The sequence below is a fragment of the Aliirhizobium cellulosilyticum genome (assembly GCF_014198105.1).
Lineage (GTDB): Bacteria > Pseudomonadota > Alphaproteobacteria > Rhizobiales > Rhizobiaceae > Neorhizobium > Neorhizobium cellulosilyticum.
The window spans coordinates 568,594-589,180 of record NZ_JACIGW010000003.1; the positions used below are offsets into that span (position 1 = coordinate 568,594).

At 59.9% G+C, this 20,587-nt stretch carries 22 protein-coding genes; 16 read left to right on the forward strand and 6 right to left on the reverse strand.

Going from position 1 to position 20,587, the window contains the following annotated elements:
• Positions 1 to 207 precede the first annotated feature (207 nt).
• Positions 208 to 1,491 carry a cystathionine gamma-synthase family protein gene (locus GGE33_RS17030; protein ID WP_183825418.1) on the forward strand — a complete coding sequence of 428 codons (1,284 nt, stop codon included), beginning with the start codon at positions 208 to 210 and terminating at the stop codon, positions 1,489 to 1,491.
• Positions 1,492 to 1,526: 35 nt separating this feature from the next.
• Here the strand turns inward: GGE33_RS17030 and GGE33_RS17035 are convergent, their stop codons facing one another.
• The 5 genes from GGE33_RS17035 to GGE33_RS17055 form a co-directional block, all read right to left on the reverse strand.
• Positions 1,527 to 1,772, reverse strand: a complete 246-nt coding sequence (locus GGE33_RS17035; protein WP_183825422.1) for a DUF982 domain-containing protein — start codon at positions 1,770 to 1,772, stop codon at positions 1,527 to 1,529.
• Positions 1,773 to 1,906: 134 nt separating this feature from the next.
• A complete protein-coding gene (locus tag GGE33_RS17040) occupies positions 1,907 to 2,353 on the reverse strand; it encodes an RrF2 family transcriptional regulator (protein ID WP_183825425.1) in 447 nt (148 codons plus the stop codon).
• Positions 2,354 to 2,502: 149 nt separating this feature from the next.
• Positions 2,503 to 3,456, reverse strand: coding sequence for an isoaspartyl peptidase/L-asparaginase family protein (locus GGE33_RS17045; protein ID WP_183825429.1), 954 nt, complete (start codon positions 3,454 to 3,456; stop codon positions 2,503 to 2,505).
• Positions 3,457 to 3,526: 70 nt separating this feature from the next.
• Positions 3,527 to 5,119 carry an ABC transporter substrate-binding protein gene (locus tag GGE33_RS17050; RefSeq protein WP_148144488.1) on the reverse strand — a complete coding sequence of 531 codons (1,593 nt, stop codon included), beginning with the start codon at positions 5,117 to 5,119 and terminating at the stop codon, positions 3,527 to 3,529.
• Complete coding sequence (locus GGE33_RS17055) at positions 5,116 to 5,679, reverse strand: MarR family winged helix-turn-helix transcriptional regulator (protein ID WP_343062492.1); 564 nt, start codon at positions 5,677 to 5,679, stop codon at positions 5,116 to 5,118. Before GGE33_RS17055 ends, GGE33_RS17050 begins: the two co-directional genes overlap by 4 nt.
• 204 nt (positions 5,680 to 5,883) lie before the next feature.
• Between GGE33_RS17055 and GGE33_RS17060 the strand changes: the two genes are divergently transcribed.
• The 6 genes from GGE33_RS17060 (at position 5,884) to GGE33_RS17085 (ending at position 11,866) form a co-directional block, all read left to right on the forward strand.
• Positions 5,884 to 6,585, forward strand: a complete 702-nt coding sequence (locus GGE33_RS17060) for a creatininase family protein (protein ID WP_183825433.1) — start codon at positions 5,884 to 5,886, stop codon at positions 6,583 to 6,585.
• A gap of 70 nt (positions 6,586 to 6,655) precedes the next feature.
• Positions 6,656 to 7,627 (forward strand): ABC transporter permease, encoded by a 972-nt coding sequence (locus GGE33_RS17065; RefSeq protein ID WP_183825437.1) that lies wholly within the window; start codon positions 6,656 to 6,658, stop codon positions 7,625 to 7,627.
• On the forward strand, positions 7,627 to 8,502 hold the full coding sequence (locus tag GGE33_RS17070; protein WP_148144485.1) for an ABC transporter permease: 876 nt from the start codon (positions 7,627 to 7,629) through the stop codon (positions 8,500 to 8,502). Before GGE33_RS17065 ends, GGE33_RS17070 begins: the two co-directional genes overlap by 1 nt.
• On the forward strand, positions 8,499 to 10,211 hold the full coding sequence (locus tag GGE33_RS17075) for a dipeptide ABC transporter ATP-binding protein (protein WP_183825440.1): 1,713 nt from the start codon (positions 8,499 to 8,501) through the stop codon (positions 10,209 to 10,211). Before GGE33_RS17070 ends, GGE33_RS17075 begins: the two co-directional genes overlap by 4 nt.
• Before the next feature lie 22 nt (positions 10,212 to 10,233).
• On the forward strand, positions 10,234 to 11,118 hold the full coding sequence (locus tag GGE33_RS17080; protein ID WP_183825443.1) for a polysaccharide deacetylase family protein: 885 nt from the start codon (positions 10,234 to 10,236) through the stop codon (positions 11,116 to 11,118).
• Positions 11,111 to 11,866: a glucose 1-dehydrogenase gene (locus tag GGE33_RS17085; protein WP_183825446.1), complete on the forward strand. Its 756-nt coding sequence runs from the start codon at positions 11,111 to 11,113 to the stop codon at positions 11,864 to 11,866. Before GGE33_RS17080 ends, GGE33_RS17085 begins: the two co-directional genes overlap by 8 nt.
• An 85-nt stretch (positions 11,867 to 11,951) precedes the next feature.
• On the opposite strand, the gene GGE33_RS17090 is transcribed toward GGE33_RS17085, so the two are convergent.
• A complete protein-coding gene (locus tag GGE33_RS17090; protein WP_183825449.1) occupies positions 11,952 to 12,173 on the reverse strand; it encodes a hypothetical protein in 222 nt (73 codons plus the stop codon).
• Positions 12,174 to 12,407: 234 nt separating this feature from the next.
• Here GGE33_RS17090 and GGE33_RS17095 point away from each other — a divergent pair, with 234 nt between their 5' ends.
• The 9 genes from GGE33_RS17095 to GGE33_RS17135 all read left to right on the forward strand — a co-directional run bounded on the left by GGE33_RS17095 (position 12,408) and on the right by GGE33_RS17135 (position 20,445).
• Positions 12,408 to 13,259, forward strand: coding sequence for a transporter substrate-binding domain-containing protein (locus GGE33_RS17095; protein ID WP_183825452.1), 852 nt, complete (start codon positions 12,408 to 12,410; stop codon positions 13,257 to 13,259).
• A 162-nt stretch (positions 13,260 to 13,421) separates the two neighbouring features.
• A complete protein-coding gene (locus GGE33_RS17100; protein ID WP_425486660.1) occupies positions 13,422 to 14,165 on the forward strand; it encodes an amino acid ABC transporter ATP-binding protein in 744 nt (247 codons plus the stop codon).
• A 5-nt stretch (positions 14,166 to 14,170) separates the two neighbouring features.
• The gene (locus tag GGE33_RS17105) at positions 14,171 to 14,845 is read left to right on the forward strand and encodes an amino acid ABC transporter permease (RefSeq protein ID WP_210303700.1); all 675 of its coding nucleotides are present in this window, start codon (positions 14,171 to 14,173) and stop codon (positions 14,843 to 14,845) included.
• A gap of 10 nt (positions 14,846 to 14,855) precedes the next feature.
• Positions 14,856 to 15,521, forward strand: a complete 666-nt coding sequence (locus GGE33_RS17110) for an amino acid ABC transporter permease (protein WP_183825455.1) — start codon at positions 14,856 to 14,858, stop codon at positions 15,519 to 15,521.
• A 22-nt stretch (positions 15,522 to 15,543) separates the two neighbouring features.
• Positions 15,544 to 16,470 (forward strand): N-carbamoyl-D-amino-acid hydrolase, encoded by a 927-nt coding sequence (locus tag GGE33_RS17115; protein WP_183825458.1) that lies wholly within the window; start codon positions 15,544 to 15,546, stop codon positions 16,468 to 16,470.
• Between the two features lie 11 nt (positions 16,471 to 16,481).
• Positions 16,482 to 17,942 (forward strand): dihydropyrimidinase, encoded by a 1,461-nt coding sequence (hydA, locus tag GGE33_RS17120; RefSeq protein ID WP_183825461.1) that lies wholly within the window; start codon positions 16,482 to 16,484, stop codon positions 17,940 to 17,942.
• Entirely contained in the window at positions 17,939 to 18,598 is a 660-nt protein-coding gene (locus GGE33_RS17125) for an aspartate/glutamate racemase family protein (RefSeq protein ID WP_183825464.1), read from the forward strand. The genes hydA and GGE33_RS17125 overlap by 4 nt, the downstream gene beginning before the upstream one ends.
• A 5-nt stretch (positions 18,599 to 18,603) precedes the next feature.
• On the forward strand, positions 18,604 to 19,518 hold the full coding sequence (locus tag GGE33_RS17130) for a LysR family transcriptional regulator (protein ID WP_183825467.1): 915 nt from the start codon (positions 18,604 to 18,606) through the stop codon (positions 19,516 to 19,518).
• Positions 19,519 to 19,590: 72 nt separating this feature from the next.
• Positions 19,591 to 20,445 (forward strand): D-amino-acid transaminase, encoded by an 855-nt coding sequence (locus GGE33_RS17135; protein WP_183825470.1) that lies wholly within the window; start codon positions 19,591 to 19,593, stop codon positions 20,443 to 20,445.
• Positions 20,446 to 20,587 lie beyond the last annotated feature (142 nt).

The window sequence follows — 20,587 nt, forward strand, 5'->3', positions numbered from 1 at the left end:
ACGTTCCCGACGAAAGACATGTCGCCAAGACCTACCCTGTCGAACTTTACCCGGTTCGGCAGGGTGTCTGTTTCGTTAGAAAGTCGGACTTCACGGTTTCCGAAGAAAAGATCTGAGCGACATCTCCTTCCAACCGCTGCGAAAAGCCCCAGATTTAAGACAGAGCTAGGCGGTATTTTCCGCCGCAAGTCGTATCAGGAGAGCATAATGACCTCGCCGCATCCCTCGAAGACCAGCATCGGCAATCACGAGCTGCACCCGGAAACGCAGATGCTGAACTACGGCTACGATCCGGAGCTTTCCGAAGGCGCGGTCAAGCCGCCGGTATTCCTCACATCAACCTTCGTCTTCAAATCGGCCGAAGATGGTCGCGATTTCTTCGACTACGTATCGGGCCGCAAGGTCCCGCCGGAGGGCCGCGGCGCGGGACTGGTCTATTCGCGCTTCAACCATCCCAATAGCGAGATCGTCGAGGATCGTCTTGCGGTCTATGAGCGGGCGGAAAGCGGAGCCGTCTTTTCCTCGGGCATGGCTGCGATCTCGACCACTCTGCTGGCCTTCGTCCGTCCCGGCGATGTGATCCTGCATTCCCAGCCACTTTACGGCGGAACGGAAACCCTGCTTTCGAAGACATTTGCGAACGTCGGCGTTGCGGCCGTCGGTTTTGCCGATGGCGTCGATGAGAGTTCGATCAATGCGGCGGCGGAAGAGGCGATGAAAAAAGGGCGTGTCTCGGTGATTCTTATCGAGACGCCGGCCAATCCGACCAACGGCCTCGTTGATGTCGCGCTGGTCAGACGGATCGCCGACCGGATCGGGGAGAAACAGGGCCACACACCCATCGTCGCCTGCGACAATACCCTTCTCGGGCCCGTCTTTCAGAGACCTCTGCAGCATGGTGCCGATATCTCGCTTTATTCCTTGACCAAATATGTCGGCGGTCATTCGGACCTGATCGCCGGAGCCGCTCTCGGCAGCAAGGCGATCATCACGCAGATACGGTCCTTGCGGGGATCGATCGGAACACAGCTCGACCCTCATTCATGCTGGATGCTCGGCCGTTCGCTGGAGACGCTGCAGATCCGGATGGAGCGCGCGAACAGCAATGCGAAAGCCACTGCCGATTTCCTGAAGGATCATCCCAAGGTCGGCAAGCTTCACTATCTCGGTTTTGCCGAACCTGAATCCGCCATCGGGCGCGTCTACGCCTCCCAGTGCAGCGGTGCCGGCTCGACATTTTCGTTCGATATAGAGGGCGGCCAGCCCGCAGCTTTCCGGTTTCTCAACGCGCTGCAGATCATCAAGCTCGCGGTAAGTCTCGGAGGCACGGAATCTCTCGGTTCCCACCCCGCCAGCATGACGCATTCAGGTGTACCTGCAGACGTGCGTCAGCGCATCGGTGTACTCGATTCGACGATCCGGTTGTCGATCGGCATTGAGCATCCGGACGACCTAATTGCCGACCTTGCTCAGGCGCTCGACAAGGCGTGAAGCCCCGCGCCGGCGCTGCATGTCGGCTCGCTCGATCACGCCCGGATCAGAATGCCCGCTTCGCGCGCAGCATCGACGAAAGCCTGCCGAGCATCTTCAGGCTTTTTCCTGCCGGCATCCACTGCGGCGCAGATTTCCAGTGCCTTGTCGAGAAACGTGCCATCCTCGGTTGGCCAGTCCTCGATCATCGCCCAGGCAGCGGCTTGCGTCGTCTCGATGACTGTCTCTTCCGGTGGCTCTCCAACGGATACGACAACCGGCTTTTTCCAGGGCGTGTTCATAGGTCTCGTTTCATCGCTTCGATCGCAGGCCTCTTAGCTCAATTCAATTCAGCTGGCGAGGCCACAAATATAAAGCGGCATGACCGGATCGGACATTCAAGGCTTGGGTGCAGGCGTTGGTGACGCGAGACAACTTATCGCGCGGCGATCTCTTTCTCGACCGATGATCCTTTGGCAACCATCTGCTCAAGCGTCATGTTATCCAGAACCGCTGAAATCGCATCGCGAACTTCCACCATTGAATGGCGCACCTGACAGTCTTCCGGATGATCGCAATCGTCACAAGGCTCGAAAGCAGTCTTGCTGGCACAGAGGATCGGCGCAAGCGGGCCGTCGAGAATTCTGACGGCATGGCCGATGGAAATTTCCGATGCTGGCTTGGACAAGGCGTAACCGCCGCCCGGCCCCTTTTTGGAGCGCAGTATTCCGCCCTTGCGCAATTCCAGAAGGATCGCGTCGAGAAACTTCTTGGAGATATTGTTCTCCTGGGCAATGTCGCTCACGAACGCGGTCTTGCCAGGTTCGAGTTGCGCCAGATGGACAAGCGCCTTGAGCCCGTATTTTCCTTTTTTGGTCAGCATCGATGCCTGAGAACCCGGTTTGCCGGCATGATTGCCGGCCTACCAATGACCGATACAGGACGGGAGCAAAAGCTTCAATAATCGCTTGTCGGTAACAGTTTCGACAGACTGCCCCTTTGTATTTGCGACAATCAAGCCGCGGTGCCCATTCAAGGTGCCTGAACCTCGAAAACCTCGCCGTGTGTTGCAACGAAGAACTGGCCCTCCGATGTCACCCAGCCACGGAACATTCCATCCGTGTTGTAAGGCGCGGCGATTGATCCGTCCGCAGCAACTGCAACCAGCCCAGCGCCGATATTGTGGGGTTTGAGGTCCTCCATGATGACCTTGCCAGCTGCCTTTTCCAGATCTTCTCCGAGATAGTTTATCCGGCTCGCCACTTCATGGCCGACAGCATAACGGATGAAGAATTCCCCTTTGCCCGTTCCCGAAACGGCGCAGACGCCGTCGCGCGCATAGGTCCCTGCCCCGACGATCGGTGTGTCGCCAATACGGCCGGCCGGCTTGTTGTTATAGCCGCCAGTAGATGTCGCAGCCGCAAGATGACCTGCGCGGTCGAGCGCCACTGCCCCGACCGTGCCGTGTTTTTCAGCCTCACTCGCCTTGACTGCGGTCCCAGCTGTAACATGCGCCTTCATCGCGGCCAGTGCCTTCACGCGGCGCTCGGTGGTAAAATAATCGGGTTCGACGATATCGAGGCCTTCTGCTTGCGCGAATGCGTCCGCTGCCGGGCCTCCGAGAAGAACAGCCTCACCCTTTTCCATGACGCGGCGCGCCGCCTTGATCGGATTGCGGATGCGCTTGGCGAGTGTCACGGCACCGGCTTCCAATGTCCTGCCATCCATGATCGATGCATCGAGCTCATGCTCGCCATCGGTATTCAGCGCCGCCCCATAACCGGCATTGAAATGCGGGCTGTTTTCCATAACGACAACAGCGGCCTGAACCGCGTCAAGCGCAGAACCGCCGGTATTCAGCACTGCCCAGCCAGCCTGCAACGAGCGATGAAGGTCTGCACGGGCGGCCGTCCATTCCTCCTCACTCAGATCGAGCTTCGCCATAACTCCGCAGCCACCGTGAATGGCGAGTGCAATCCTGTTCATCGTCTGTCCGGTCCTCAACCTGCAAAAAGCCGGGCAAAGCGCCCGGCCGATTGTTCTTGTGTCCTACCCGTTATTGCGCCGGGCGAATATTCATCGCAAGCGTATCTTCGTCCGAACGCGGCGTGATCTTGATCGCTTTTTTCATGCCCCAGGCCGAGACGATCGAAGCAATCGACAGGTTGGGACGGTCGCTGGCGACCAGCGCATTGGCATCCTTCAGAAACTGCTCGCGCTTCTTGGCATCCATCTCGACGCCAGCATCCTCGATCAGCTTGTCCATCGAAGGATTGGAATAACCGCGGATGTTGAAGGCGCCCAGCTTTTTCGCCGGATCGTTTGTGTGGACGAGCGAGGACAGCGTGTAGTTCGCTTCGCCCGTCAGCGTGCCCCAGCCCGACATGGTCAGCGAATAGTCGCCGCGCGTATTTGCCGGGAAGTAGACGGCACCCGGTTGGGCATTGGCCTCGACCTGAATTCCGATCGCCGTCAGCATCTGGGCAATCGTCGTGCCCGTATCCTTGTCGCCCGGAAGGCGGTCGTTGGTGAAGCTGAACACGACCTTGAACCCGTCCGGATAACCGGCCTCGGTCAGGAGCTTCTTGGCCTTCTCGACATCCGATGCTGGTGCCTTCACATCAGGATTGTAGCCGAAGATGTTGGGGGTCACGAGCTGCGACTGTACGGTTCCCATGCCTTCCATCGCGATTTCTGTGATGGTCTCACGATCGATGGCAAGATCGAAAGCCTCACGAACCTTCGGGTCGAGGAAGGGGTTCTTCGGCAGAGGCGAACCGTCCTTGGCCGTGACCTGCGGCGGCTTTTCGCGGAAATCGAAGGCGATGTTGAAGAGGTAGACGCTATCCTGGCGGACGATGCTGAGTTTGCTGTCGGTTTCGAGCGTCGGAACGTCCGATGCGGGAATGCGGGCGATCAAATCGACCTGGCCGGCCTTCAGCTGTGCAACGCGGGCTGCGTCATTCGGGATTTCCTTGCGGGTCACCTTGCCCCAAGGCTCCTTGCCACCCCAGTAGCCGTCGAAGCTCTCCAGCACGAGCTGTTCCTTCGGCGTCCAGGACACGAATTTGTAGGGACCGGTACCGATCGCGGCCTTGCCGGAATTGAAGCCTTCGGCTGCCTTTTCAGCGCTATCGGAATAATCCTTGGCTGCGACATGCGACACGACGAAGAGGCGGATGAAATCGTTCGGCAGGTTCGGAGCGGGACCATCGGTCTTGACCCGAATGGTATGTGCATCGACGATCTCGGTGCTTTTCACGCGGCGAACATAGATCGTCGTCGGATTGGGGCCGGCAACTTTCGGAATGCGCTCGATGGAGAATTTAACGTCTTCCGCGGTGAAGTCGGAACCGTCATGGAATTTCACGCCTTCGCGCAGCTTGAACTCCCAGGTCGTATCGTCGATCGCCGTCCAGGAGGTGGCGAGACCCGGTTCCAGTTCGAGATTGTTACCCGACTTGATGAGTGAATCGTAGATATGCTTCATCGCCTCGGCATGGGTACCGGCAGCGGTGAAATCCGGATCGATGGACAGCGGACCGGCGCGGACACCGATAGTGAGATCAGCTGCCAAAGCCGAGCCCGAAACGCCGCTGAGCAGCATCGTTGCAAGCGCAACTGTGCGAAATGTCTTGGAAATCGTCATTCCTCGTTCTCCTCAATACTTGTGATTAATGGCCAGTTCGGTGAATCCACGACGATCTTGGCGAGCAGCTCCGACAGCATAAGCTGTTCGGCCGGTGTCAGCGCGGAAGCCATGGCCTTTTCCCGCTCCACCATCGGCTGCATGGCCTGATCGACGATACGTCTGCCTTCGTCCGTGATGTAGAGAACGAAGCTTCTCAGATCCGCCTGATCGACTTCTCGGCGGATGATGTTCTTGTCGATCAGCTTCTGTATCGCCCGGCTGATCGTATTCTTGGGAAAGCCCGAGGAACTGCAGATGGCGCTTGCCGTCAGCCCATCCGACAGGCCGAGCGAATAGAGCACCACGAATTCGGGACGGGGGAGCCCGTACTCCTTCTCGAACCGGCGATAGATCGGCTCGTTGAACTGAAGTGCCAGGAAGTTGATGCGGAACGACAGCCAGCATGGATTTTGCCAGAGCTTGACGGCGACGAGATCTTCCACATGGCGATGGCCGGCCGCAGCCAGACCGCCTTCACGCAAAAGATTATTCAGCGCCTTTTCATCCGTTTCACGCACGCGTCGATTTCCATCCACATCCAATTTAGTCCCGTATGGAACTTGACGCTGCATTAATTGGCTGTCAATTTCTTTTTTTAGTCCCGTATGGAACTTTGCATTTGGCGCAACATCGCGCCTGAAAGCATATTTTTTGTGCGTTTTGGCTGTACTCAGCAAATTCTTTGCGCATGCCGGCCGAAACGGAGAATGGAGATGAGATAAGTGAAGATCGCGGATATGAACTGGATGCAGGTGGAGACGCGAACCGCTAGCGACGATCGTTGTATTTTGCCGATCGGCAGCGTCGAACAGCATGCCTATCTCAGCCTCGCGACCGACATGATCCTGGCGGAAAAAGTCTCAGTCGATGCCGCCGAGCCGCTCGGTGTCCCGGTCTTTCCGGCCCTGCCCTACGGCCTCGCCTCATCCTTCGCGAGCTTTCCCGGCACGCTCACTCTGTCGCTCGCGACCTATATCAGCATCATCCGTGATCTTCTCGACAGTATGTATCGCTCAGGTTTTCGCCGTATCCTGGTGGTCAACGGCCATGGCGGCAACACCCCGGCAATGACGGTGATCTCCGAATGGCTGAACGATCACCCCGACGCATCGGTGAAATTCCACGACTGGTGGCGCGCGCCGAAGACGATGGCGAAAGTTCTCGAAATCGATCCGGCAGCTTCGCACGCCTCCTGGATGGAGAACTTCCCTTGGACACGCACCGGTGATCCGCGCCAACCCTCGACGCAGAAGCCGAGAATAGACTTTGCCGCGCTGGCGCGGGTCGATACGGAGCGCAAGCGCGCCCTGCTCGGCGACGGCAACTATCACGGTCTCTATCAGCGCCCCGATGAGGACATGCTGGCAATCTGGTCGGTCGCGGTTTCGGAGACACGTGAACTTCTGGAGAGTGACTGGCACTAAACGCCACCATCAAGGGCCGCGAAGGCGCGCCGCACTTTGAAACCCGCACGAGACGGGAGAACGGGAACAGATGTTGGGCTTCATCTTGCAAAGACTTTGGCAGGCGGCGATCGTCGTGCTGGCCATGTCGGCGCTGGTTTTCTGCGGCGTCTATGCCGTGGGCAACCCGATCGACGTGTTGATCTCGCCGGATGCGACACAGGACATCCGCGCCGCCGTCATCGCGCAATACGGATTGGACCTGCCGATCTGGCAGCAATATTTCGGCTTTCTCGGCCGGGTGTTCGAAGGCGATTTCGGCCGTTCCTTCGTTTATAACATGCCTGTCAGTGAGTTGATCCTGTCGCGCCTGCCGGCAACGCTGGAACTGACGCTGGCGGCCGTGCTTTTTGCCAGCCTCGTCGGCATCCCGATCGGGATGTATGCCGGTTACCGGCCCAACAGCCCGGTGTCGCGGGCCATCATGGCGCTCTCCATTCTCGGCTTTTCCGTGCCTACATTTTGGTTCGGCCTGATGCTGATCATGCTGTTTGCCGTGCAATGCGGTTGCATGCCCGCGGGCGGGCGCGGTGATACGGTGAGCCTGTTCGGCGTCGATTTCAGTTTTCTGACGGCTGACGGCCTGTCGCACATCATCCTGCCGGCCTTGAACCTCGCACTTTTCAAGTTCTCGCTGATGATCCGGCTGGCGCGCGCAGGCACCCGCGAACTGATGCTCAGCGATACGGTCAAGTTCGCCCGCGCCGCCGGCATTTCGGAATTCACCATTCTTAGCCGCCATGTGCTGAGATTGATTTCGATCCCGCTCGTCACCGTCTTCGGCCTGGAACTCGGCTCCACGCTCGCCTTTGCAGTGGTAACCGAGACGATCTTCTCCTGGCCCGGCCTCGGCAAGCTCATCATCGACAGCATCACATCGCTCGATCGTCCCGTTATGGTCGCCTATCTTATGCTGGTCGCCATGCTGTTTATCGTCATCAATCTTGTGGTCGACCTTACCTATGCGCTGCTCGACCCGCGCCTGCGGAAGGGAAGAGCCTGATGCGCGACACGCCATTTTTCCACTTTCTTGAAGAGTTCCGTCGCAACAGGGTCGCGTTCGGTGCGGCCATCGTTGTCGGCCTCATCGTCATCATCGCGCTTGTCGCTCCGCTGGTAACTCCGCAGGACCCTTACGATCTTGCCCATCTCGTGCTGCGCGATGCAAGAAGGCCCCCGGGTTATGTCGGCACGGGCGGCTATACCCATTGGCTGGGCACGGATTCGCAAGGGCGCGATCTCCTATCGGCGATTATCTACGGTCTGCGTATTTCGCTGCAGATGGGCGTGATTGCCGGCGGCATCGCGCTCGTCATTGGCGCGGTCGTCGGCTGTGCTGCGGCCTATATCGGCGGGCGGTTCGAAAGCCTCGTCATGCGCATCGTCGATCTGCAGCTTTCGTTTCCGGCAATCCTGCTCGCCTTCGTCATCGCCGCCATTCTCGGCCAGGGGCGTTATCAGCTCATTCTCGCGCTGATCTTCGCCCAATATGCCTATTTCGCCCGCACCGCCCATGGCGCAGCATCGGCCGAACGGCAGAAGGATTATGTCGAGGCTGCACTCTCCATCCCGCTGTCTCCATTACGGGTGGTGTTGCGGCATATCCTGCCCAATTCCTTGCCGCCGCTGATCGTGGTTGCGACGGTCCAGGTGGCAAGCGCCATCTCGCTCGAAGCTACGCTTTCCTTCCTTGGTGTCGGGCTGCCGCCGACCGAACCGTCACTCGGCATGCTGATTGCCAACGGCTTTCAGTACCTACTCTCCGGCCGTTACTGGATCTCGATCTATCCCGGCGTAGCGCTGATCTTGTTCATCGTTTCGTTAAATCTCGTCGGCGACCAGATCCGCGACCAGCTCAACCCGAGGCTTCGCCGATGACCGCAGAAACCACAGCACCACTTCTGGAAGTCTCCAATCTTCGCACCTGGTTCCCAAGCACACGGGGCGAGATCAAGGCAGTCGACAGCGTCTCCTTTTCGCTGGCCCCCGGTGAGGTTCTCGGCCTTGTCGGCGAATCCGGCTCGGGCAAGTCGATTACCGGCTTCTCCATTATCGGCCTGATCGATGAACCCGGCCGGATCGTCGAGGGCTCGATCAAGCTTGAAGGCCGCGAACTGATCGGCCTTCAACCGCACGAGTTGAGGAAGATCCGTGGCAAGACCATTTCCATGGTTTTCCAGGACCCGATGATGACGCTGAACCCGGTGCTCAGCATCGGCACGCAGATCAGGCTTGCACTCGAAGCACATGAGAAGATCGGTTCAGCGGAAGCACGCGAAAGGGCCATCAAGGCGCTGGCGCAGGTCCGCATCACCGAGCCGGAGCGCAAGGTCGATTTCTTCCCGCATCAGTTTTCCGGCGGCATGCGCCAGCGCGTGGCGATCGCGATCGCGCTTCTCCACCGTCCGAAACTGATCATCTGCGACGAGCCGACGACAGCGCTGGATGTGTCGATCCAGGCGGAAATTCTTGCCGAGATGAAGGAACTGGTGGCCGAACTCGGCACGGCGCTGATCTGGATCAGCCACGATCTGGCGACCGTATCGTCGATCGCAGACCGGGTGGCCGTCATGCGCTTCGGCAAGATAGTCGAGATCGGGCCGGCAATCGGCGTGCTGACCAGACCGCAGCACGATTACACCAAGGCGCTGCTCGATGCCCTGCCCTCACGGGCAAAACCGGGCGAGCTTCTGCTGCGCGGCAGCGGTATCGCGGATGCTACCCCGCCGTCCCGAAAGACCGCAACAGGCGACCTGCCACCCCTGGGCAGCCCGTATCTGGTGATCGATACCGCCGTCAAACGCTTCGAAAAGCAGGCCGGCCTGTTCAAGGACCTGGCGATCCGCGCCGGCATCGCTCAGCCTCAGGCAGTCGTGCAGGCCGTGGATGGCGTCTCGATCACGCTGAAACGAGGCGAGGTGCTTGGCCTTGTCGGTGAATCGGGTTCGGGCAAGTCGACGCTCGGACGCATGGCAGCCGGCATAACCGTGCCGACATCCGGCACCATTCGTCTCGCGGGCAAGCCGGTCATGAGCGCCGGTCGCAGTCCGCGCAAGGTGACCACCCGCGTGCAGACCATCTTTCAGGACCCGTTCGCCTCGCTCAACAGCCGCATGCGCGTCGGTGATATCGTTGCGGAAGGCCCGCTGGCACACAAACTCGTCTCACGTGCCGAGTCCGCTGAATATGTTGCCCAATGGCTGTCGGCGGTCGGCCTCGATCCGTCCTTTGCCAATCGCTTCCCGCACCAGTTTTCCGGCGGGCAGCGGCAGCGCATCGCGATTGCCCGCGCTCTCGCCATGCAGCCGGATGTCATCGTCTGCGACGAACCGGTCGCGTCCCTCGACGTGTCGATCCAGGCGCAGATCATCAACCTGCTCATTCGCCTGCGGTCCGAACTCGACCTGTCACTGATCTTCATCAGCCACGACCTCTCGGTCGTGCGCCATCTCTGCGACCGGGTGGCGATCATGTATCGCGGCCGGATCGTCGAAGAAGGCGGTGCCGCGGCAATCTACGACAACCCGCAACACGACTACACCAAGCGGCTGCTGGCAGCCGTTCCCGTTTTGCCGACCGCGGCATAATCATTACTGGAGGATCACTCATATGGAACCATGGGAATGGGAAGAAGGGACCTGGCGCGGCAAGGTCGAGAAGGTTCGCGCGGGCCGGTCGCTGAAGCCGAAGGCCTGGAAGGGCGGCGCGCGTTGCGCCGTGGCACTTTCTTTCGATAGCGACCACGAGACCAATGAGTTGCGCGACGGCGGCGAATCCATCGGCCGCATGTCGCAGGGCCAATACGGCAACCGCAAGGGCGTGCCGCGCATCCTCGAAACGCTCTCCGCTGCCTCGATTCCGGCGACCTTCTTCGTGCCGGCCGTCACCGCCCTGCTCTATCCAGACGAGCAACGGCGCGTGATTGCCGAAGGCCACGAGATCGGCCTGCATGGCTGGATCCATGAGGTGAACACCAAGGTGCCGGCAGATAAAGAACGCGAACTGCATTTCCGCGCCGCCGATACGCTGGAGAAAATCACGGGCATCCGCCCCGTCGGCATGCGCACGCCGTCCTGGGATTTTTCCGCGGTTACGCTTGAGATCGAGCGCGAACTCGGGCTGATCTACGATTCCTCGCTGATGGCCGACGATGACCCTTATGAGCTCGTCGAAGAGGGCGAAGCGACGGGCATGGTCGAGTTGCCGGTCGAATGGATCCGTGACGACGCGGTCTATTTCAACATGAACCGTTTCACAGCGCTCAGGCCCTATACGCCACCGACCGCCGTTCTCGACATCTTCAAGCGCGAATTCGACCGCGCCTACCAGGAAGGCGGGCTGTTTCTGCTAACCATGCATCCGCATGTCACCGGCTACCGCTCACGCATCTTCATTCTCGAAGAACTGATCCGGCATATCAAGGCTCATGACGATGTCTGGTTCGCCACCCATGCGGATATCGCTCGCTTTGTGAAGGAGGATTCCGGTGTCTGACGAACAGAGTAAGGTCGCGATCGTTACCGGTGGCGGTCGCGGCATCGGCCGTGGCTGCGCCCTCGACCTCGCCCGCCATGGCTTCGATATCGTGCTTGTCGACCTGATCGAGGGTGATCTCGCCAGTACGGCTGCGGAAATCCTTGAACTCGGCCAGGAAGCCCTGACCTTCATCGCGGATGTCAGCGATCACGCGCGTGCGGCCGAAATCGTGGCCGAGGTCGACAGGCACTGGGGGCGCATCGACGTCCTGTTCAACAATGCCGGTCGTTCGATGTCGAAGGGGATCGAGGAAATTTCCGAGCAGGAATTCGACGATACGATCGCCATCAATCTCAAGGGCGCATTCAATTATATCCAGCCGACCGTTCCGGTCATGCGTCGCAATGGCGGTGGGCGGATCATCAACATGTCGTCGATGAACGCCCATACCGGCGGCGTCACCAGCGCCGTCAGCAAGTTTTCCTACACCGCTGCCAAGGCGGGCATCATCGGCATGACAAAGGCGCTCGCCAAGGAACTTGCTCCGGAAATCGTCGTCAATGCCGTCTGCCCCGGTGTGATCAAGACCGAACGATCAAACGCCATGATCGATGCGCGGGAGGCAAGCCTTTCTGCTGGGATATCGCTAGGCCGTGTGGGAACTCCGCAGGATGTCGCAAGTGTGGTGACGTTTCTGGCAACCGCCGAACCGAATTTCATAACCGGCCAGGACATCCAGATCGACGGCATGCAGTGGGTGAGGTGAAACGACCGGTTACCGTGACGTGAGGCAGCAAGCCGCGTGCCTTACATTCTTTGCCGATCTGACGAAAAGATGAGTGTTCCTTAGGTTACTCTTCTTCGACGCCTTCCGTCAGGCCGTCATAGACCTCCATCAGCGCATTGGTGATCGCCTGGCCGAGCGCATTGCCGGCTGCGCGAACATCATCATCGTTTCCGTCGCGCGCCGCGCGTGCAAGCTCGAAACCTTGATCGGCAACAAGCTGCTTTGCGACCTCTATCGCCCAAAGACCGAAGTCACCGCGATTGCCGATCTCGATCGTGTCGTCCATATCAATGCTCCTTCGGTTGTGGCTCCCATCTAACGTAAACGGCGCTCAAGACAAGCTCCGAACCGGCCTCGGTCGTACGCGACGCCTTCCGTAGAAGCATGATCTTCATATTTGAAATTCGTATAATTCTAATTTGATTATAATAAATAATTATATTGCAGTGCGGAATTTTCGATGGAACTATGGAGGCAACAAGGGTCGCTAAAGGCTTGGACCACCAGTAGGAGAACATCGATGAAACCGTTTATAAAGGCCGGCATTGTCGGCTTATCGACACTTTTTGCCTGCAGTTCAGCTTTCGCACTTGGCGACCCGATCAAGACCGCGATCGACGCGACCTTTGCGCCACACGCCATGCCGACCCTCGACGGCAAGATCGAGGGCTTCAACGTTGACATGGCCAACCTGATCGGCGAACGCCTCGGCAAGAAGGTCGATCTGACCGGCGCCCAGTTTTCCGGCCTGATCCCGGCACTCCAGGCCGGCACCTACGACTTTCTCGTCGCACCGGTAACGGTCAACAAGGAGCGTGCTGCGAACCTTCTCTTCACCGAAGGCTTCATGGATACGAATTTCGGCTTCGTCGTCCCGGCCAATGCCCCGGAATACAAGACGCTCGAAGACTTCAAGGGCAAGACGATCGCCGTCAACAAGGGCTCTGCCTATGACAGCTTCCTGCGCGAGAAGGAAAAGGAATTCGGCTGGAAGGTCGAGAGCTACGGCACCAATACGGATGCCGTCGCCGCCGTGATGGCGGGTCGTGCGGATGCCAATCTTGCGGGCAACACCGTTGCCGCATGGTCGGTCAAGCAAAACCCGCGCCTGAAGTTGTCCTTCGAATATCAGACTGGCCTCGTCTGGGCGCTTTCCTTCCGCAAGGGCGATGAAGCCAATCGCGATCTGGTGGACCGGGCAATCGAATGCCTGAAGCTGGATGGTTCGATGGCCAAGCTTTCCGAAAAGTGGTTCGGCGTCGTGCCGGTTGCCGGCACGACCATCGTAACCCCGACAAAGGGTTTCGGCACGCCGGGCTTCGATGGTTATACGGACGACAACCATCAGGCCTCCTGCGAGAACCTGAAATAGTCCTCGTATCGCGGACGGGCGGGGCCTCCCACTCGCCTGTCCGCACTCTTTTAGAGACCAAGATGCGATCCGCTGCTGCAGGTCGTATCCGGGCGGAAACGCCGCTGACCCGTTGTAGGATCAGCCATCCCGCCTTGCACCGTGCCTGCCGGAGTAGCCTGAATGGCCAATCGCCCCATGCTGGAAATCGTCTCGCTGGAAAAGCGCTTCGGTACCAACACCATCCTGAAGAAGATCGATCTCAAGGTTGCGGAAGGCGAACTCGTCTTCGTCATCGGCCCTTCCGGTTCCGGCAAAAGCACGATGCTGCGCTGCTGCAACCGTCTTGAAGAACCGACATCCGGCGACATTATTGTCGATGGTCGCAACATCATGGCCGGCACCCGCCGCGATCTCGATCGCATGCGGCTGCAGATCGGCATGGTCTTCCAAGGTTTTCACCTCTATCCGCATATGACCGTGCTGAAAAACGTCACGCTTGCCCAGCGCAAGGCGCTGAAGCGCAGCAAGGCCGAGGCCGATGCGCGCGCGATCGACATGCTCGAACAGGTCGGCATGGCGCACAAGGCCGAGGCCTATCCGGGCGAACTCTCCGGCGGCCAGCAGCAGCGCGTCGCGATTGCCCGCTCGCTGGCGCTCGATCCGAAAGTCATGCTGTTCGACGAACCGACCTCCGCGCTTGACCCGGAACTCGTCGGCTCCGTCCTGAAAGTAATGAAGGACCTGAAATCCAAGGGCATGACGATGGTCGTCGTCAGCCACGAAATGGGCTTTGCCCGCGAGACTGCCGATCGCGTCGTCTTCATGGATGGCGGCGTCGTCGTCGAGCAGGGCACGCCGGACGAGATTTTCGGCGCTCCGAAGGCCGAGCGCACCCGCGCTTTTCTCTCGCGCGTTTCCGGATAACCGCCATGGACCGGTTTCTCCAAACCTTCTTCAACCCGGTGGTGATGGCGCAATATACGCCGGATATCATCGCCGGCGTCTGGGTGACGCTGCAGATCGCCGCCGCCGTTATCGTCGCCGGCATTGCGGGTGGCCTGACGCTCGCCTGCCTGCGCAGCTATCGCATCAGAGCGTTGAATTTCTTCATCATCTGTTATGCCGACATCTTTCGCGCCCTGCCGCCGCTCGTCGTCATCCTGATCCTCTATTTCGGCTTTCCTTCGATCGGCATCCAGCTGTCCGGGCCGATGGTGCTGTTCCTCGTGCTGGCCGCGACGCTTGCCGCCTTCGCCGAGGAGATCTTCTGGGCCGGTTTCTCCTCTGTCGAAAAAGGTCAGTGGGAAGCCGGCATTGCCACGGGTCTCGGGTTTACCCGAACGCTCGCCTATGTCGCTCTGCCTCAGGCCGTGCGGCTCGCCATTCCGCCGCTCGTCAACCGTGTCCTGGCGATCACCAAGATGACCGCGCTCGGCTCGGCCATCGGCGTGTCGGAAATCCTGTCGAGCGCCACGACAGCGCAGAGTTTTTCCGGCAGCGCCACGCCGCTCACCATGTCGGTCGTCGCCTATCTGGTGATCTTCCTGCCGATGGTGGTTGTGGCACGCTGGCTGGAAAGCCGCACCGCCTGGAAGAAGCGGTAGGAGGCCGGACATGGATATCTTCACCGATCAGTTCTTCAATATCGAGATCATGCGGAAATCGCTGCCGCTGCTGCTCACCGGCCTGTGGATGACATTGCAGCTCTGCAGCGCCGTGATCCTGCTCGGCCTGATCGGCGGCCTGTTCGTCGCGCTTGGCAATATGAGCGAACGCCGCTGGCTGCGCTTCATCTCGATTGCCTATACCGATCTCTTCCGGGCGCTGCCGCCGCTGGTTCTGTTGATCTTCATCTATGCCGGTCTGCCTTTTGCCGGCATCAACATCTCGCCGTTTACCGCCGTTGTCATCGCCTTCCTGCTCAACAATTCCTCCTATTATGCGGAGGTCTATCGCGCCGGTCTTCTCTCCGTCGCCAAGGGACAATGGGAAGCGGCGCAATCGACTGGCCTCAGCCCGGCGCAGACGCTGATCCATGTCGTCCTGCCACAGGCAGTGCGCAACGTCCTGCCGGACCTTTTGTCGAACACGGTGGAGGTGGTGAAGCTCACCTCTCTCGCCTCCGTCATCTCGCTCTCCGAGCTTCTTTACAACGCCGGCATGGCCCGCTCGGTCACTTACAATGCCTCACCGCTGGTGCTGGCCGCTCTCTTTTATCTCGTGCTGCTGTGGCCGCTGGTGCGCCTCGTCAGCCATTTCCAGCGGCGCCTGGCCGCCTGATCGCTTCGAAAGGAAAAACATCATGACCGTCATGAAGATCGCAGGCGCCCAGCTCGGCGCAATCCAGAAAGCCGACAGCCGCGACGCCGTCGTCAAGCGTATGATCGCGCTGCTCGATGAAGCGGCCGGAAAGGGCGCCGAGATGGTCGTCTATCCGGAACTGGCGCTCACCACCTTCTTCCCCCGCTGGTATATGGAAGACCAGGCCGAGATCGATTTCTGGTTCGAGACGGAAATGCCGAATGCGGCTACCCAGCCGCTCTTCGACCGCGCCCGCGAACTCAATATCGCGATCACCTTCGGTTACGCCGAAAAGACGCCGGACGGCCACTATTACAACACCTCGATCATCACCGACCGTCAGGCCAATATCGTCGGCAAGTACCGCAAGGTCCATCTTCCGGGCCATTCCGAATACGATAGCGAACGTGCCTTCCAGCATCTCGAAAAGCGCTATTTCGAACCCGGCGACCTGGGTTTCAACGTTTGGCGCAACGAAGGCATCATCATGGGCATGGCGATCTGCAACGACCGCCGCTGGCCGGAAACCTTCCGCTGCCTTGGCCTGCAGGGCGTCGAACTGGTGACGATCGGCTACAATACACCTTCGGTGAATGCCCAGATGAGCGCCGAGGGTCTTGAAAAGCGCCTGTTCCATTCAGAGCTTTCGCTGCAGGCCGGCGCCTATCAGAACGCTACCTATGTCGCCGGCATCGCCAAGGCGGGCGTCGAGGACGGCCATCCGCTGATGGGCGGCTCGATCATCGTTGATCCGGACGGCTTCATTCTGGCAAGGGCGGTCACTGAGGAAGACGAGCTGATCATCGCCGAATGCGATTTTGCCAAATGCGACTTCGGCAAGAAGACGATCTTTGATTTCGAGCGCCATCGTCGTATCGAACACTATGGCCGCATCACGAGCCAGACCGGCGTTATCGTCGAAGTATAGGGAATAGCGAAATGACAGAGTTCGATACCGTCATCCATGGCGGCCGCATTGCCACCGCATCCGATGTTTTCGATGCCGATATCGGCATCATCGACGGCCGCATCGCTGCAATCGGCGAGAAGATCGCCGGCGGTGTCCGGCGTATCGATGCGAGCGGCAAGCTGGTGGTTCCAGGCGGCATCGAGGCACACGCCCATATCGCCCAGGAAAGCTCAAGCGGCCTGATGTCCGCCGACGACTATTATTCGGGCTCTGTCTCCGCCGCCTTCGGTGGCAATTCCTCCTTCATTCCGTTTGCAGCACAGCATCGCGGTCAGTCGATTGCCGATGTCATTTCCACCTATGACGGCCGCGCGGCGCCGCAATCGGTGCTCGACTACTCTTACCATCTGATCATTTCCGACCCGTCTGCCGCTGTGCTGGAAGAGCTGCCCGGCGTCTTTGCTCGCGGCATCACCTCCTTCAAGGTGTTCATGACTTACGACCTGATGAATATCGGCGACGGCGGCATGCTCGACATCCTGACGGTGGCGAAAACCCATGGGGCGCTCACCATGGTCCATGCCGAAAACAACGACATGGTCAAATGGATGAACAAGCGGCTGGCAGCGTCCGGCCTCACCGCGCCGAAATATCATGCCATCAGCCGCCCGGAACTGGCGGAAGAAGAAGCGATCAATCGCGCCGTCTCACTGGCGAAACTCGTCGACGCCGCGCTCTTCATCGTCCATGTCTCGACGGCTGGCGGTGCCGCCATCGTCCAGCGGGAAAAGCTTGCCGGCACGAAACTGTTCGCCGAAACCTGCCCGCAATATCTGGCGCTGACCCGCGAGGACCTCGACCGGCCGGACATGGAAGGTGCGAAATTCATCTGCTCGCCGCCGGTGCGCGATGCGGCAACCCAGGCCGCACTCTGGCGGCATGTGCAGTCCGGCACATTCGAAAGCGTGTCTTCCGACCACGCGCCTTACCGCTTCGATGCCACAGGCAAGTTCGCCAATGGCGCGGATGCCCCCTACCCCAGGATTGCCAACGGCATGCCCGGCATTGCCATACGCCTGCCCTATCTGTTCTCCGAGGGTGTCGCCAAGGGCCGTATCACGCTGCAGCAGTTCGTTGCGCTTTCAAGCACGAACGCGGCCAAGACATTCGGAGTGGCGAAAAAGGGCACAATCGCGCCCGGTTACGATGCCGACATCGTCATCTGGGACCCGGAAGCCCGCCGCACGGCAACGCTTGCCGACCAGCATGACAATATGGACTACACGCCTTTCGAGGGCATGGAAATCGAAGGCTGGCCGGTCCTCACGATGAACCGTGGCGATGTCATCGTCGAGAACGGCGCGTTGAAGGCGGAGCGTGGCCGCGGCCGCTTCATCGCCCGCAACCCGGTCGATCTCACGGGCAAGCCCGGCTACCGCGCTAAGGAACTCGATCCGGCACAGAATTTCGGCGTGGAGATCGCACCATGAGCACTATCGGTCCGATCCTCGTCATCAATCCGAACAGTTCCGAAAGCGTAACCGAAGGTCTTCGCGAGGCGGTTGCCGGCATGCAGTTTCCCGGCGGCCCGCTGATCGAGTGCGTCACCATCAAAGAGGGCCCGCCCGGCGTCGTCACCCAGCGCCATGTCGATGAGGCTTCGCTTCGCACGGCAGACCTGATCGAAAGCCGGCCGGATGCGTCCGCCTATGTACTGGCCTGCTATTCGCAGCCCGGCATTGATCTTGCCCGGTCGATTACCACCAAGCCTGTCTATGGCATTCAGGATTCGGGCGTGCTGAGCGCGCTGGCGCTCGCCGATCTCTTCGGCGTCATCGCTGTCGCCGAAGGCTCGATCCCGCGTCACTTACGCAATCTTCGTCGCCTCGGTGTCGATGGCAGGCTTGCCGGTGAGGTCGCGCTCGAAGGTTCGATCAGCGTCGCGGAAAGCGGCCATGGCGAGGAGAGCTATTCGGCACTGCTCAAGGCCGGCACGAAACTCCGCCAGATGGGCGCCGGTGCCGTCGTGCTCGGCTGCGCCGGCATGTCCGGCCACCGCCGCAGGCTGGAAAAGGAACTCGGCATCCGTGTCATCGATCCGACCCAGGCCGCCGTTGCCATGGCCCTCGGCGCAGTTTTGACCTGACATCCATGACGGAAATCGAGCACAAGCCGGATATCTCGCTGCGCCTTCTCGAAATCTTCGGCGCGATGATGCGTTGTGAGACGACAGTCGAGGCAGCCGAGCAGCTGGGCATCTCCCAGCCCGCCGTGTCCAACGGCATCCGCCAGCTCGAAAACCAGCTTGGCGTGACCCTGTTCGAACGCTTGCATCGGCGGCTGGAGCCGACCGAGGAAGCGCTGCTTCTATTCGAGGAAGTCCGCCCGGTCTTCAGCATGCTGCGCAATTTCTCCGCGCGCGCCCGCTCGATCCGGCATGGCACATCGGGCCGGTTGCGGATCATGTCGACGCCGCCGCTCGGCAACACGGTTGCCCCCATGGCGCTCGCACGCTTTCTGAAGGACCGGCCGGATGTCTCGGTCGCCTACGACGTTCGCCGCCTCGAACATGTCATCGATGCGGTCCAGAGCGGTGCTGCCGATATCGGCCTCGCCATCGCGCTTGAGCGCCATCCATCAGTCAATGTCGAGGTTTTGGCGCGCACCCACATGGTCGCACTGGTGCCGAAGGAGCACGAGGTCGCGGCACGTCAGGAAGTGACGGTCAACGATCTCACGGAACATGGGTTCATCGGCCTGGAGGTCGAATCGCGCATGGGCCAGATGCTGCGCGACGCCTTCGAGCGCGACGGCATGACCTATGAGCCGCGTGTCGAAGTCCGTTATTGCGCGACGGCAGCGGTTCTGGCCGGTGCCGGAGTTGGCGCCGCTATCGTTGATCCCTATAGCGCCGCCTATCAGCCGTCTGACGGACTGGTACAGCTTCCCTTCCAGCCGCCCTGCGAGATCCCGGCGGTGATGATCACCCGCAAGGGCGTTCCACGCTCGCGCCTGCTGCATGGTTTCATCGCCGAACTGAAACGAGCCGTCGGCGATGTGTTGTGATCCCTATTTTGCCTTATCGGCGCTGCACAGCATTCGCTGACCGCCACTCATCATCCTGAAGGAGAATCCGTCTTGTCCCGTATCGTCTATCTCAATGGCGAATGGCTGCCTGAAGCCGATGCCAAGGTTTCCATTTTCGATCGCGGCTTTCTGTTTGCCGATGCGATCTACGAAGTGACCGGCGTCATCGGCGGCAAGCTTCTGGAATATGACGGTCATTCCGCCCGCCTGAAGCGCTCGATCACCGAACTGGGTATCGAATTGCCGATCTCGACCGAGGAACTGCTGGAAGTCCATCGCGAGATCGTCCGACGCAACGATCTGGCGGAGGGCCTGATCTACCTGCAGATTTCCCGCGGTGCCGCCGACCGCGACTTCGCCTTCCCGAAGCAACCGAAGCCGACACTGGTTCTCTTCACCCAGGCGAAATCGGTAATCGAAAACCCGAAGGTGAAGACCGGCATGTCCGTGGCGCTGCTACCGGACTGGCGCTGGGAGCGTCGCGATATCAAGACGGTGCAACTGCTCTATCCGTCCATGGCCAAGATGCAGGCAATGGAAAAGGGCGCCGATGATGCCTGGCTGGTGGAAGACGGTCTCGTTACCGAAGCAAGCTCGGCGACCGCCCATATCATCGATAAGAGCGGCAAGCTGATCACGCGCCCGCTGTCGAACGCCATTCTGCACGGCATCACCCGCGCCAGTGTTCTCGACATCGCCGACAAGGCCGACATCCCTTACGAGGAACGCCCGTTCTCGCCGGAAGAAGCCAAGGCCGCTGCCGAAGCCTTCATCACATCGGCAACAAGCTTCGTCCTGCCGGTAACCGTGATCGACGGCCAGCCGGTCGGCGACGGCAAGCCCGGACCGCTGACCCTGAAGCTGCGCGAGCTTTATATCGCGCACAAGGCAGCCAGCGCGATCTGATCGTGAGTATCACTTTGAGACGAGCAAGGATGAAGTAATTTTTGCTCGTCTCAAACTCTACAAACCGCTTCCATACAGGCACTTCTCAGGCCGATCCGCTCTGTCTTGCGGGCCGCCGGAGCGTTGTTGTGCGTTGCAAAAA